This window comes from Shewanella sp. SM20 (assembly GCF_025654545.1).
Lineage (GTDB): Bacteria > Pseudomonadota > Gammaproteobacteria > Enterobacterales > Shewanellaceae > Shewanella > Shewanella oncorhynchi.
This window is the reverse complement of the sequence record NZ_JAKKRK010000002.1, coordinates 1-13,945: the sequence shown is the minus strand read 5'-3', so window position 1 is coordinate 13,945 and position 13,945 is coordinate 1. Positions and strand designations below refer to the sequence as shown.

Here is a 13,945-nt window from a genome sequence, read left to right as displayed (position 1 = left end):
ATGACTGAACTAAAACTGATCCACATCTTCACCGACGGCTCTTGCTTAGGCAATCCCGGTCCTGGCGGCTATGGCATTGTAATGAATTATAAAGGCCATACAAAGGAGATGTCCGACGGTTTTGCGCTCACGACCAATAATCGCATGGAATTGTTAGCCCCAATCATAGCGTTAGAAAGCTTGAAAGAGCCTTGCCAAGTCGTGCTCACCAGCGACAGCCAATATATGCGCCAAGGCATAATGACATGGATACATGGCTGGAAGAAAAAAGGTTGGATGACATCAAACCGTACCCCAGTCAAAAACGTTGACCTATGGAAACGATTAGATAAAGCCTCACAGATGCACACTATCGACTGGCAATGGGTTAAAGGTCATGCAGGCCACGCCGAAAACGAACGTTGCGATGTGTTAGCTCGCACCGCGGCAGAATCTAAACCAACCCAACCCGATTTAGGTTATCAGCCTTAACCCAGTGCCACTCAGTGTAAACTCGCTAAGTGCGAAAAAGTAAGTTCGATGCAATCACGCCTAAGTTAAGTACTTGGGCGTGATGATTTAATTCGCGATTCATCTCACAGTTTAAGCTTACCGTCAAAATTAACCTTTTAAATAAATCGCTTAAGCTCACTGTTTACGAGGGCCATTGCTATCAAACGGTTTATTTCAGTTCCACACCTGCAATATTGAAAAAATTCTCACAAAACAGCACAAAAGCTTGACCTAGGGATGTCGCCTGACGGCTCTTATGGGTGATGCGATAAAACTGCCGCTCGAGTACGAGTCCCTCAATCGTGACTAACGCCAACTCTTTACGACTGATTTCTTTCTCCAGCGCCAGCTCAGATAACACCCCAAGCCCAGCACCTTGTTTCACAGCCAATTTAATCGCATCCGGCGTAGTAAAGCAGAATTTAGCCTCCGGCTGCATATCCAACTCATTGGCGGCATTTACAAAATATTCGCGAGTGCCCGATCCTTCCTCACGTAGCACCCAAGACAGACCTTTAACAGCTGCAGGTTTAACCACTTTCCCCGCCAGAGGATGCGCCGGATGACAAAACACCAGCAGCCTATCCTTATGCCATGCCTCGACACTCAAACGATTGTCAGTGCAATGGCCTTCAATAAAGCCCATTTCAGAGCGGAACTGAGCAACCGCTAGGATCACATCTTGAGTATTAGTAATCGCCACATCCACATGGGTTTGAGTATGTTGCTGACAAAATGCCACTGCGGCTTTCGCCATCAGATAATTACCGATTGTCGAACTGGCACTGATGCTTAAACGCCCAACCAGATCACCACCATGATAAGTAAATGCCTGCTCAATTTGTTCAACACGGTGTAATAGATCCGTTGCCAATGGCAGCAGTAAATTACCCTGGGAGTTAAGCTGTAATCGATTGCCAATACGTTCAAATAGGCGGGCATTTAGCTGCTTTTCTAATTCAGCCAAGGCCATAGATGTCGCCGGTGGTGATAAATTCACTTGTTCAGCCGCCTTTGCGACTTGGCCGCTACGTGCCACAGCCTCAAATACTGCCAGTTGTCTTAAGGTGATCCGCATATAAAAACCTGTACTTAAAATGGAAATGGCTTGTCAGTTTTCCGAATGCTCTGATAAATGCTCCGAACGACCCGCTGTCGGCGCCGTGGTCCAATTTGTCTGCCGCACCTTACGTTTATCGCGAATAGGTGTGAGTGGCGACTCGAGTTTACGTGCCACAATCAAATACAAACTGCCCGCGCTAGGAAGCCATGACGCTAAACTCTGTTGAAAAAATCTACCTTGGGTAAACTCGCCCATTAATGGGTGGTAGACCAAACGCTCATCCCCCACCACTTGATAACCTAATAAACCTAACCAATCTCGCACCCTCGAAGGCATAAAAAAACGGCCATTCCAAGGAAGACAATCCTGATATTTAGGCCATAACTTACCCAAAAATACTGGACTCAAGGGATTAAAACCGACGATAAAAAGATAGCCTCCGGCGATGAGTACCCTATCGGTTTCGCGAAGAATACGGTAAGGATCGGGTTCAAATTCGAGCAATAGACTCATTACCACCGCATCTATCGCCGCATTCTGCAGGGGTAGATGGCAAAAATCGCCTTCAATAGAGGCCCCTTTAGATGGCGAGAGTGAAAAATGATGGGCGACTGACGATGCCATGCTCGACAATTCGGCACTCAAAGGCCCTAACTTTAATAAATGATAACCAAAGACTCTTGGCCACCAATCTTCAAGCTGTTTAGCTACGGCTTGCTGTAGTGCCTCACCATTGGGTAGGTCACTCCATTGTTCGGGCTTGAGCTCAGTACTAAAATGCGACACAGAGTTCCTCCGTTAGTTGGGTAGACAAGTATCCAATGGGGTCAAAGATGACCAACATTCTGCCACAGGGCAAAAGCGGCAAAGATCGCCAAGGGCCGTTCACTCATGGATAATACCTTTATCTTCAAATTGAAATACAGACATAGGCAGTTCTATGCTCACTATAACAGCGATCAAAGCCTTTAATGACAATTATATCTGGGTGTTACAACAAGAGCCCCATACTCAGGTTTATGTTGTCGATCCCGGCGATGCAATTGTGGTCATTGACTACCTGCAAGCCAATCAACTCACGCTAGCGGGTATTTTACTGACCCACCACCACAATGACCATACGGGTGGCGTAGCAGCGCTTCAAGCCTATAGTCATAATAGACTCACGGTTTATGGCCCAGATAATGAGAAGATCGAAGGCATCACACATCCACTGCACGCAAAAGCCAAGCCCAAATTCACACTGGAGTATCTCAGCGCTGAGCTGCAAGTCTTAGATGTACCAGGCCACACAGCAGGACATATAGCCTACGTTGTTGAAGATGCCTTATTTTGCGGTGACACCCTGTTTAGCGGCGGCTGCGGACGCTTATTTGAAGGCACGCCAGCGCAAATGCTCAACTCACTACAGCAACTTGCCCAGCTTCCCGCCGACACTCGGGTTTATTGTGCCCATGAGTACACACTTTCAAACCTCAAATTTGCCCTCGCGGTCAATCCCAACAATCGCGAGCTCCAAGACTATAACGAACGCGCGATGCAGTTACGTCGCCAAGACAAAGCGACTATTCCCTCCACCATCGCCTTAGAACGCGCCATCAATCCCTTTTTACGCCCAAGCGACACTGAAATTGTCGATAACATAAAACAGCATTTTAGCGGTCTAAATCACGCAAATTTAGACGAACTCAGCGGTTTTACCTTACTCAGACAGTGGAAAGATAATTTTTGATCACAAAAGCAATATTATAGATTGAAATTCAAACAGTTTTTCTCATTTTTGATGATGTAAGTCAAAAATGGCCTTACATTATGTACGATAATTAAGGGACAAGATCGAAAAGATCCCATAGAATGGCTCGTTTTGCGTGAAAACTTTGCGCGCTGCGTCGTCTTTATCTTCATATAAAACATACTGTTACTATAAAGAAAAGCGATGCACTAACAGAGGACTACCGTTTTCAATGAGAGTATCACTTTATGTTGTTGTAGGGGGATTTGCCCTACTCACAGGCTGTCAAACATTAGACAACCATGGCGTTAACCAAACAGAAGTTGAAGCCGTCACAACCGAAAATACAGTCCCAGAATATTACCTCGCAACCGAGGCTCCATCGGCGCAAATTACCGATGTGTGGGAGCGAATTCGTCAGGGCATGCAGTTACCAGTTCCAGATCAAAAATTGGTGAATCAATACCGTGATTGGTACATCAAAAATCCACAGCATCTGGCGATCATCTCGGAACGTGCTGCACCTTATATGTACATGATTGTAGAAGAACTTGAAAAGCGTCATCTTCCTATTGAGATAGCTTTGTTACCCATAATTGAAAGCGCCTTTGATCCATCCGCATCATCGACTGGCGCGGCATCGGGTCTGTGGCAATTTACCACACCTATGGCCAGTCATTTCGGTTTAGAAATGAACTGGTGGTATGACGGTCGCCGTGATGTCCCCGCATCAACGACTGCGGCGCTCGATATGCTGGAATACCTCTACGATAAAACCAATAACAATTGGCTTTATGCTATTGCTGCCTATAACTCGGGTGAATCACGGGTGCTCAATGCAATCAAACGTAACGAGAAAAAAGGCTTAAAAACGGATTTTTGGTCATTGGATTTGCCCAGAGAGACGGAGCGCTATGTGCCGCAACTGCTCGCACTGGCAGAAGTCATTAAACACGCTGATGAATATGGTATTTCTTTAGCGCCAATTGACAACAATCCGACTATTGAAGTGGTTGATATTGATAGCCAAATTGATTTAGCCATGGCGGCAGGTTTTGCCAATATGACCACGCTTGAGTTACAAAAACTCAACCCAGGTTATAACCGCTGGGCTACATCACCACTTGGTCCGCACACCTTAGTGCTACCAATTGATAAATCGGAAGAATTTAAAAAAGCGCTTGCTGAAACAGAAACCGAAGATAGGATCAGCTGGTTACGTTACACGATCAAATCTGGCGATAGCATTGGCAAAATTGCTACGCAGCACCATACGACCGTTGCCGCTATTCGCGCCGCAAACGGCATGAAAAGCAACACGATCGTCGCAGGCAAGCATTTGATTATTCCTGTCGATGCGCAAGACAAGCAGCTTTATGCCCTGTCAACTAAGCAGCAATTGCCGAAAAAATCACATGCTGCAGTTGAATCAACAAAAATTGCTTATCAGGTTAATTCAGGAGACACACTCTCAGAAATAGCCCAAGCCCATAAAGTGACGGTGAAACAACTCAGCACTTGGAACAAATTGGCTAAGAATATCAAGCTACAAAACGGTCAGAAGTTAGTGATCTTAGCACCAAAGGAGCTTGAGCAAACCGCGCAAATTCGTACTGTTCGTACTGTTAGTTACAAGGTAAAATCCGGTGATTCACTTGCCCGTATCGCCAATAAATTTAACGTAACTGTTGCCGAGCTACTCGAGTGGAATAGCCTAGCGCAATCACAGTATTTACAACCAGGCCAAGTGATCAAATTAGTGGTTGATGAAACTAAGTTGAGTGCGTAAGGACTAAACTAGCACATAGTTCGAACGGATTAGTGCTATAAATCCTAAGCAAAATTGAGCCATAGATAACAAAAAGGCAGCAACCCTATCGGATTGCTGCCTTTTTCTATTACGGGCTTTCTCTATTATGAGAGGCGACGTTATTCCATCGTCAGTAATAAGACAACGGGCGCCATAACAACGGCATCATACTCTAACGCTTTAGCAGCAAAATGCGCTTCTAAGCGAGCACCATTTGCAGGTATTCCTGCAAATGCTTTGGGCGGAATACTAAATGAAGTCGTGATCACTTTCCCTGCCGCCAATTGGCTATCACGTAATGCTTGGGTAAACATCATATCATCCGACCAAGCCCACAGACGTTTGCCCTCTTGCGTTACCAACCACAAATCCGCCGTCATCCCAGAGTTATAACGTAGGCCGACTGCATAGGTTTGTGGATTTGTCACAGTCAATGTCGCCTTAACCGGCTGCTTAAAATCGATAAAAGGTTCTAAAGTTAATTCACCGCGAAGCAGGCCTTGTGCCTTTTCTGCCATCACAGGTTCAGCCTTTAATGTCGGAGTGCTTTTAAGCCCAGAAACATCGAGCGCCAGATCGGCAGCGCGAATAATCTCAGGCTGAACGGCCGCAGCTGTTGTAGTCTCACCCTTGGTTGACTGACTCGTATCAGCGGCTTCGGGCGCCGAGCACCCAACAAGTTGCCAGCCGACAAAAGCACTCGCGCAAACAAGTAATGCGTAACGCGTTGAAGCAACCATTAGAAACCGCCTAGTTTTTTCAATAAGGAGTCTTTTAATTTTTCCTTAGCTTTGTCGGTTTCTTCCTTTAGCTGATTATTCAGTAAGGCTTTAGTATCCAAAGCATATTCAGGTTTTTGGAAAGTGCCTGTAATGGCCAACGGAATATCAACTCCAGCCAGCGCATCTTTGTCGCTACCGCCCTGACCCTTCAATGAATTCACTAGGCTAGCGGTTAGTCTGTAGTCCAAGGCTTCAGTCAATAAATTCGCAGTGCCTTTACCATCCAAACGCAGTAAAGGCGAAGACAAGGCAAGATCTGGATTCGTGGCAACGCCATTATCCAACGAGAAACTGCCCGTCAGACTCGAGAAGTCAGTTTTGCGCTCCGCCTTCGTTTCTGGCGATAAGTCGCCCTTTAACTTAGCTTGGGCGCTGCGGATCATCTGTGGAATATTTACCCCGTACAGAGCACCGTCATTAATATCAAAATGACCATTCGCTAACAGGTTTTTCTTTAACTGCTCAGGGATCAAACTCTTACCTTTCCCCTTCACATCAAAGTTGGCTGTACCGGCCAATAAATCCACATCCGCCGCATCTTTCAGCAAAGGACGAATTTGTACGCCCGTCACTTTTTTATCAAATTGATAACTCGCCACTGCTTGACGAGCATCAACCTGAGCGCTCACCAGCAACTGACCTTGATATAAATCCGCATTCAATTTCGTCAGATCTAACACGCCATTTTTAATGCCCACATCCATTAACCAATTTTGAGTCGACAGATTCGCGACCTTAATAGACTTAACAGTCAACTTGAGTTTTACATCAAGCTGCTTAAGGGCTGAGAGATCAGGCTCAACTGCCTGAGTGTTTGCTGCTAGCGCTTGTTCAGCGGTGGCGGTGGCCTCTGTTTTAGGTAACAGTGTATCTAAATCAATATCGCCAACTTGAAAATCAGCATTAATTTGTGGAATTTTCGTACCATAATTAACACCTACTTTACCCGCAGCGGTAATGCTCGCCGCGGTAAGCTGCGCAATATCGACGGACAATTGCTGTTTATCAAGGGCGATTTGAGTTGCTAAGCTGACAGATGTTTCGAGTTTCTTGTTCGGAATACTCTCACCTTCCACCACAGTATCAATTTTCAGCCCATTGATAACGAGTTGTTTAAAGTCTCGACTGAGTTTTAGTTCACCTTTAGCTTCGCTACTTATCGTCATATCCGGCATAGTTGCACTGAATTCAAAGGCGATAGGCGCAAATTTATCTAAGGAGAACTCACCTAGGGTGAAGCTACTTAAGGTAAAGACTTGAGTCTGCTTATTAGCTTCGTCAATCATATTAATTTGGGTATTGGTGATAGAAATGCCACCAATATTAATGTCGTTAAGTTTGGCATTCGATGAGGATTCGGCGGCAGCTGGAGACGCAGTTTTTGGGCTATTATCGCCACTCAACCCATCGAAACTGCTAGTGCCATTTTTACGGGTGACTAAATTGATCGTTGCGCCATCGAGACTCAATTCTGCAATTTCAATTTTCTGACTAAACAACGGCATTAGCGCCACTTCAGCAACGGCTTTTTTGACTTCTAACATAGCCTTAGGCGTAAAGCCTTCAGGGTTAGATAAAGACACCCCTCCTAAATTAATACCTATAACAGGGAAAAATGTCCAAAATAAATCGTCAGAAATGACTAATTCACGACCCGTTTGTTTTTTTACGGCATCGACTATTTCAGGTTTAAAATCATTAGGGTCGAAAAAGACGGTGAGATAAACGGTAACTAAAAGAATGAGCGTCACCATTAAGGCTAAGAGCCACTTAATGAATTTCATATAAATATCCTTATCAAAAACAACTTGAATTTATAGCAACTAATGCATTTAGAAATGTTAATTTAAAAATGCAAAGTTCAACATTTCATCACTTACTGCAATACCATTTTCATCAGCATAGAGCATCATACCAGGCTTAACCGTCACGCCCCCCATATCGACAGCCACATTAATTTGGCCTTGACCTAACTTTTCGGTTTTTATCGGCATAGCCCCTAAGGCAAAGACACCTAAGCTGAAAGTATTTAATCTCGCCACATCGCGAACACAACCATTAATCACTATCCCTTGCCAACCATTATCTAAGGCGCTCTGCGCTATGAGGTCACCTAATAGTGCGCGGCGCAGAGAACCGCCGCCATCGACAACGAGCACTTTTCCATGCCCATCCTGTGCAAGTATCTCTTTTACCTTTGAATTATCCTCAAAGCACTTTACTGTGACTATCTCGCCCCAGAAGAGCCGTTTACCACCAAAGGGTTTAAATGCAAGGGGAAGTAACTGTAATTTAGACGGATAGTGGTCGAATAAATCTGGTAGTAGATCAAGCATTTGAATCTCCATGATAGTCTATAACTTTAGACTACTCATAATTGTAGACCCCGACAAGGTCAAAGCAAAAATCAGCGGAATTTTTTATTTCATTTTAACGTGCAAAGGCTTGGTGTATATTGGCATAAGCATTATAATCTGCGATAGTTAACGTCCTATGACACTCTTTAAAGTTTCATAAATTTGTTCCCACACCTCTTTGTTATAAAGCGAAAACCAAATGACAACTGATCTTGATTTACAGAGCGCAATCGCAGCTCTTGATGAGTATGGATATGATAAGAAAGTCTCAACGGATCTTGAGCAAGCACGTAACAAGCAACAAATGGGTAAATATATTAAATCTCTCGACTATAGTTTACGTCGACTATTGATATTACAAGAAACCGTTAATGAGTTAGTTGAAGAAAAGAAACATCAATTAGCTCAGCAAGAGAATATTCAAACCTACAAAACAAAAATCATTAACTTGTCGAGAGAATTTAACATTTCTTACGATGAAGTATTAGCGCTGATGGCATCATCTAAATCTAAGAAGTAAGTTTATCGCCATTGTGCTCTATCACCACGCAGTTAAATTGTTTAATTAACATCTGCATATGCCATATAACGAAATATATACTTTTTCGGTTATATGGCAGAATTTTCGGCTTTCATTATTCGCACAGTGTTAACGATTTCATTTCATAAGTAACAATGCCAACTTATGTTAAGCTCACACTATACCTGTCTAGCGATTTGGCATAAAAAAGCAGAGCCTAAGCTCTGCTGATTTATATCAATATGCGAACTTATTTGCTCTGCATTAATTGGCGAATATATTTCACTGGTGCACTACCATAACTCAAGAATGTTTCGTGGAAAGTTTTAAGGTCAAAATCTTTACCTTGCGATTTTTTGTATTCTTCACGGAAATCATAGATTTCTCTATAACCTGAATAGTAACTCGTCAGTTGCACTTGACTAAGTGTCGCACGGCGCCACTTGCCTTCAGCTTCAGCTTGCTGTTGGAAGGCTTCATTCATCATCAGGGCAATAGCTTGGTCTTCGGTCATGCCTTTCACATGAATACTGTAATCTAAAATAGTGTTAGAGATAACACGTAAATTCCACTTGTAGTACATCAACCACATTTCAGGCTCAAAATTGCCATAGCCTTCTTCTAACATCATACGCTCGGTATAAACCGCCCAACCTTCGACCATAGCACCATTACCAAATAAACTTTTCACTAAACTCGGAGATTGATTAGAGTAAACGAGTTGAGTGTAGTGCCCTGGGATGGCTTCATGAATATTGAGGATTTGCAGGATCCAGTGATTATATTCACGTAAGTAACTCTCGGCAGACTCATCACTCATGCCATCGAGTGGCGTCACGTTATAATAAGTATTGCCTGACTTCTCATAGGGTCCAGGCGCACTAATTGATGCACCGGCATAACCACGCATATATTCGGGCGTTTCACGGACAACGAGTGGCTTTTTAGGATCCAATGTGACTAGTTTTTTCTTATTTACAAATTCAATCAGCTCTGGAATTTGCTTACGCACTTCATTCACGAATTCATCGCGCTGAACATGCTGAGTCGATAATTTATCGATTAATTGGCGAATGGCGAGCTTACTGTCAGAAGGCTTTGGCGTAGTAAAATATTTAGGCCATAACTTATCGGTAATTTTAGCCATTTCTCCTTGAACACGATCTTTATCGGCTACGGCTTTTTGATATAGCTGTTTCGCCGTCATCCCCGCTTGGATATCAAAGGCAAATTTTTGCTCATATAACGCCTCGCCAATTCTAAAACTACGTGCCCCATCTTTTTTAAGTTGAACCACTAATTTGTCTAACCAAGCGATATGGCCGTTAATCGCGGCAGTTGCCGTATCGAAACGCGTTTTAAATAACGCTTTTTCCGCATCAGTCAAACCAGAGTCCGCGACCTGTTTTAATAAGTCATCGGAAAAAACCGAAAATGCACCTTGATTCTGCAGCACTGCTAACTCAGTGTGCTCCAATGTTGGTTTGCTAATGTTCGCCTGCGCGGCAGCATAATAAGCTGGCACATTTTCTAAACGCGCTAATACCGAACGTAATCTGTCATCTAATGGAGCGAAATTTTCATTGATGATTTGGGCAAAACCGCCCGATACGTTGTAGCTTGAAGGATCCCACTGCCAGGATTTAAAACTGTCAATTTCCCATGCCATGCTACCGAGTAAATTGTCGATCAGATGGTAATCAATCAGCTCATTCGGCGTTAGCGACTTTTGCTCGAACTGAGTCAATTGCGCTTGCTGCGCTTTCACAAACGCTAAGGTCTTTGCTCGACCTGCTGCATCGGGGATTTCAAGGTAACCATCGTTAACATGCTTGCCACTGTATAAGGCCCAAGTCGGTGATAATTCCCACAATGAATCAATAAAGGATGCTGAAAATTGCTCAAATGAGTGGGCTTTAACTTCAGGTGCGACTACGGGCGCAGTTTGACTCGTATGGGATTGACAACCAGCAAGGCTGGCCAGCGATAGCACTATCGCAAGGGAAATAGCGTTTTTTTTCATTATTATGGGTCCTTTGTTAAGATTTATCAGGCATACAAAAATTACCTCAGTTAATCATATTGCCCCAATAATTGCAGCTATGTTAGCCATGAATACATGCCCGGTTACAAAATTGTAAGTTCTCAATATTTTACCGCCTATCATTCGCCTATTCGACGTATAAGCCCCTCTTTACCAAACACACACAAATAATGATAATCGCCTATTCTGTTTCACCTCCTGCTATAATATCGCCCTGCTTCACTGTTCATGCTTTAGCGTAACAGTTTGCTTATACATTATTGACCTGACCCTTTACCTGAGACATTCAATGCCATTTTCCAAACTTGGATTAAGCGATCCGATTTTAAGAGCCATCACTGAGCTCGGCTATTCACAACCTACTCCGATCCAAGAAAAAGCCATTCCGGTGATCTTGAAAGGCAAAAACCTGCTTGCTGGCGCGCAAACAGGTACAGGTAAAACCGCCAGTTTTGTGTTGCCAATACTGCAAATGTTCGCCGACATGCCGAAAATCCGTGCTAAACGCGTTCGTGCATTAATCTTAACGCCAACCCGCGAATTGGCCGTTCAGGTAGAAGACAATATTGCCAAGTACGCAAAATACCTGCCGCTGACGTCTATGGCCATGTATGGTGGCGTGGATGCCACACCGCAGAAACAGCGTCTTATTGAAGGCGTCGATATTCTGGTGGCAACACCCGGTAGATTGCTCGATATGTACACCCAAAGAGCGATTCATTTCGATGAAATCTCGGTATTAGTCCTAGATGAAGCCGATAGAATGCTCGATATGGGATTTATCGAAGACATCAATAAGATCATCGAACGTCTGCCAACAGAACGCCAAAATCTGTTGTTTTCGGCAACCTTATCTAAGCAAGTGCGCTTTTTAGCGAAAACAGCGGTTGAAAACCCTGTCGAAATTGAAATTGCCCGCGACAGCGCAAATGCACCGCAAATCGACCAATGGTTGATCACTGTCGATAAAGATAAAAAGTCGGCCCTGTTAAGCAAACTCATCACTGAACAAGCGTGGGAACAGGCACTGATCTTTATCCAGACGAAACAAGGCGCCGCCAAACTGGTTAGCCAACTCGAAAAACGTGGCATTGCCGCCGAAGCCATTCACAGCGGTCGCAGCCAAGCGGTACGCGAGCAATTATTAGTGGATTTCAAATCTGGCAAACTACGCTTTTTAGTCGCGACTGGCGTTGCTTCCCGCGGTATCGATATCGACGCCCTCACCCGTGTGGTCAATTATGATTTGCCTGATGAAGCCGATGATTATATTCACCGTATTGGCCGAACCGGTCGTGCAGGCGCCTGCGGCGAAGCCATCTCCTTTGTTTCTAAAGATGATTTTAGGAATCTATGTGCTATCGAGCGGCGTCTAGGTCACCTCATAGTGCGTAAAGAAATTGAAGGCTTTGTGCCGAACAAAGAAGTGCCTGTGTCTATTCTCGATTTTGTGCCCAAAAATACTACGCCAAAAACCTTTAAAGCCCGGGCACCTGAGGCCAGATCCTCGCGCCCCGCGAAAGAAGGCTCCTTTGAAACCGCCCATGCGAAAAAGCATCGCAGCGCGAAATCAAAGCCAGAGGTTAAAGCCAATGTAACACGGCCGCAATCTATTCAGACTGACAATGGTAACGAGACAACAGGTCGCAGCGCGCCCTTTAATCCGTGGAATAGCGGCCCTAAAACTAAGTAATAACTCAGTACAAGTCGTGACTTATTAGATATAAAAACTCATTAAGATAGAAGATATTAGCATGATTACATTTAGCACCAATCTAGGCGACATCACTATAGAACTCGATTTTGAACATGCGCCTGTCAGTTCAAAAAACTTTGTCCGCTATTGTGAAGAAGGCTTCTTTGAACACACGATTTTTCACCGAGTGATCAAAGGCTTTATGATCCAAGGCGGCGGGTTTACCGCAAAAATGAAGGAAAAACCAACCCACGAGCCTATCGTTAACGAAGCCAACAAAGGCCTAAGTAACACCATAGGCACAATCGCTATGGCTCGCACCGATGCGCCTCACTCGGCCACCGCGCAATTCTTCATCAACACAGCCAATAATGACTTTTTAGACCATACTGCCACCACCAATAACGGTTGGGGCTACGCGGTATTTGGTAAGGTTACGGCGGGAATGGACATTATCCAGCAAATTGAGAAAGTCAAAACCTCCACGGTCGCTGGCCACGAAGACGTGCCCCGTGAACCTATCGTCATCGAGAAAGTAACGATTAATATCCAAAGTTAATTTTTAAAACAATAATATTTTTTCGTTAATATGATTAATCGCTCAGTTTTAGTTGAGCGATTAATCATTTCCCCAAAGTTATTTAGTTAACTTTCCCGTACTATTCAACGCAAATTCATTTTATATAAACCTAAAAACACTAAATCCCCAATACAAAATCACTTAGTGTAAAATAAACTGATGGATTATTTAATCGTTCCGATTATTGACTTAAGACTACTACATATAAAATTAACCTCACAATATAGACCTCTTTCAAACAATGTTATTCATCATAAAAGCTGAAAAACAGCAGCACATTCCTGACATCAATATCTTAGACTAGCCGCACAAGTTGATAATATTAAAATGATACACCAACCATAATCCTCATGGTAAAAAGAGGCTTAACTTGCCATCTGATATAGATAAAAAAACCATTTCTGTATCTATTATCGTTTCTTGCTAATGCTTATTATCTCAATTTATTTTTAAGCCAGAATCATTACTAACTTAAGCAACGAACCCTATTCAGATAAGCAGAGAAAGCTTGCTATAGCAATCAGAAAATGATGTTTCTATTGGATTCTAATAAACTATATCGTAACTTCTGTGCCTTTATTGATGAAACCAGAACTCTCATGACAAAACTTTTTGACTAGTGTAGTGGTCAAGTAAAATTGGCCACGATTTTAGAGTCATTCCAATATAAACGTTCTGACTCATTTGGCGTTAACCCACCATTATATTGATGGGGTCTGGTCTCACTGTAATATCCAGTGATGTAATTTGTGATCTCTTTATCTGCTTCTGTAAAATTCCCATAACCATTGGCGGGTATCCACTCAGATTTCAAACTTCTAAAGAAACGCTCCATTGGTGCGTTATCCCAACAATTCCCGCGGCGACTC

The 13,945-nt window shown here is 43.6% G+C and carries 13 protein-coding genes; 6 read left to right on the top strand and 7 right to left on the bottom strand.

Annotated elements, in window-relative coordinates:
• Positions 1-471 carry a ribonuclease HI gene (rnhA, locus tag L5M18_RS01060; RefSeq protein ID WP_006081489.1) on the top strand — a complete coding sequence of 157 codons (471 nt, stop codon included), beginning with the start codon at positions 1-3 and terminating at the stop codon, positions 469-471.
• Between the two features lie 190 nt (positions 472-661).
• Here rnhA and L5M18_RS01055 read toward each other — a convergent pair whose 3' ends face one another.
• Both L5M18_RS01055 and L5M18_RS01050 read right to left on the bottom strand, forming a co-directional pair.
• Positions 662-1,570, bottom strand: coding sequence for a LysR substrate-binding domain-containing protein (locus L5M18_RS01055; protein WP_198573303.1), 909 nt, complete (start codon positions 1,568-1,570; stop codon positions 662-664).
• 33 nt (positions 1,571-1,603) lie between these two features.
• Complete coding sequence (locus L5M18_RS01050; protein ID WP_263195738.1) at positions 1,604-2,341, bottom strand: class I SAM-dependent methyltransferase; 738 nt, start codon at positions 2,339-2,341, stop codon at positions 1,604-1,606.
• Between the two features lie 154 nt (positions 2,342-2,495).
• Between L5M18_RS01050 and gloB the strand changes: the two genes are divergently transcribed.
• Complete coding sequence (gene gloB, locus L5M18_RS01045) at positions 2,496-3,287, top strand: hydroxyacylglutathione hydrolase (protein WP_263195737.1); 792 nt, start codon at positions 2,496-2,498, stop codon at positions 3,285-3,287.
• Positions 3,288-3,519: 232 nt separating this feature from the next.
• On the top strand, positions 3,520-5,076 hold the full coding sequence (locus L5M18_RS01040; RefSeq protein ID WP_263195736.1) for a LysM peptidoglycan-binding domain-containing protein: 1,557 nt from the start codon (positions 3,520-3,522) through the stop codon (positions 5,074-5,076).
• A gap of 140 nt (positions 5,077-5,216) precedes the next feature.
• Here L5M18_RS01040 and L5M18_RS01035 read toward each other — a convergent pair whose 3' ends face one another.
• From L5M18_RS01035 to L5M18_RS01025, 3 genes are read right to left on the bottom strand one after another with little or no spacing between them, the layout of a single operon-like run.
• Positions 5,217-5,837 (bottom strand): BsuPI-related putative proteinase inhibitor, encoded by a 621-nt coding sequence (locus L5M18_RS01035; protein WP_263195735.1) that lies wholly within the window; start codon positions 5,835-5,837, stop codon positions 5,217-5,219.
• Entirely contained in the window at positions 5,837-7,663 is a 1,827-nt protein-coding gene (locus L5M18_RS01030) for an AsmA family protein (RefSeq protein WP_263195734.1), read from the bottom strand. The genes L5M18_RS01035 and L5M18_RS01030 overlap by 1 nt, the downstream gene beginning before the upstream one ends.
• A gap of 57 nt (positions 7,664-7,720) precedes the next feature.
• Positions 7,721-8,215 (bottom strand): putative 4-hydroxy-4-methyl-2-oxoglutarate aldolase, encoded by a 495-nt coding sequence (locus tag L5M18_RS01025; RefSeq protein ID WP_028760092.1) that lies wholly within the window; start codon positions 8,213-8,215, stop codon positions 7,721-7,723.
• Positions 8,216-8,435: 220 nt separating this feature from the next.
• Between L5M18_RS01025 and L5M18_RS01020 the strand changes: the two genes are divergently transcribed.
• Positions 8,436-8,756: a hypothetical protein gene (locus tag L5M18_RS01020; protein ID WP_028760093.1), complete on the top strand. Its 321-nt coding sequence runs from the start codon at positions 8,436-8,438 to the stop codon at positions 8,754-8,756.
• A 250-nt stretch (positions 8,757-9,006) separates the two neighbouring features.
• Here L5M18_RS01020 and L5M18_RS01015 read toward each other — a convergent pair whose 3' ends face one another.
• Positions 9,007-10,779, bottom strand: coding sequence for a DUF885 domain-containing protein (locus tag L5M18_RS01015; protein WP_263195733.1), 1,773 nt, complete (start codon positions 10,777-10,779; stop codon positions 9,007-9,009).
• A gap of 310 nt (positions 10,780-11,089) precedes the next feature.
• On the opposite strand from L5M18_RS01015, the gene L5M18_RS01010 reads away from it, so the two are divergent.
• A complete protein-coding gene (locus L5M18_RS01010) occupies positions 11,090-12,493 on the top strand; it encodes a DEAD/DEAH box helicase (RefSeq protein WP_263166337.1) in 1,404 nt (467 codons plus the stop codon).
• A 61-nt stretch (positions 12,494-12,554) separates the two neighbouring features.
• Entirely contained in the window at positions 12,555-13,055 is a 501-nt protein-coding gene (locus tag L5M18_RS01005; protein WP_263138382.1) for a peptidylprolyl isomerase, read from the top strand.
• A 649-nt stretch (positions 13,056-13,704) separates the two neighbouring features.
• On the opposite strand, the gene L5M18_RS01000 is transcribed toward L5M18_RS01005, so the two are convergent.
• Positions 13,705-13,945, bottom strand: a 241-nt coding sequence (locus tag L5M18_RS01000) for an integrase core domain-containing protein (protein WP_263148716.1), incomplete at its 5' end; no start/stop codon positions are given.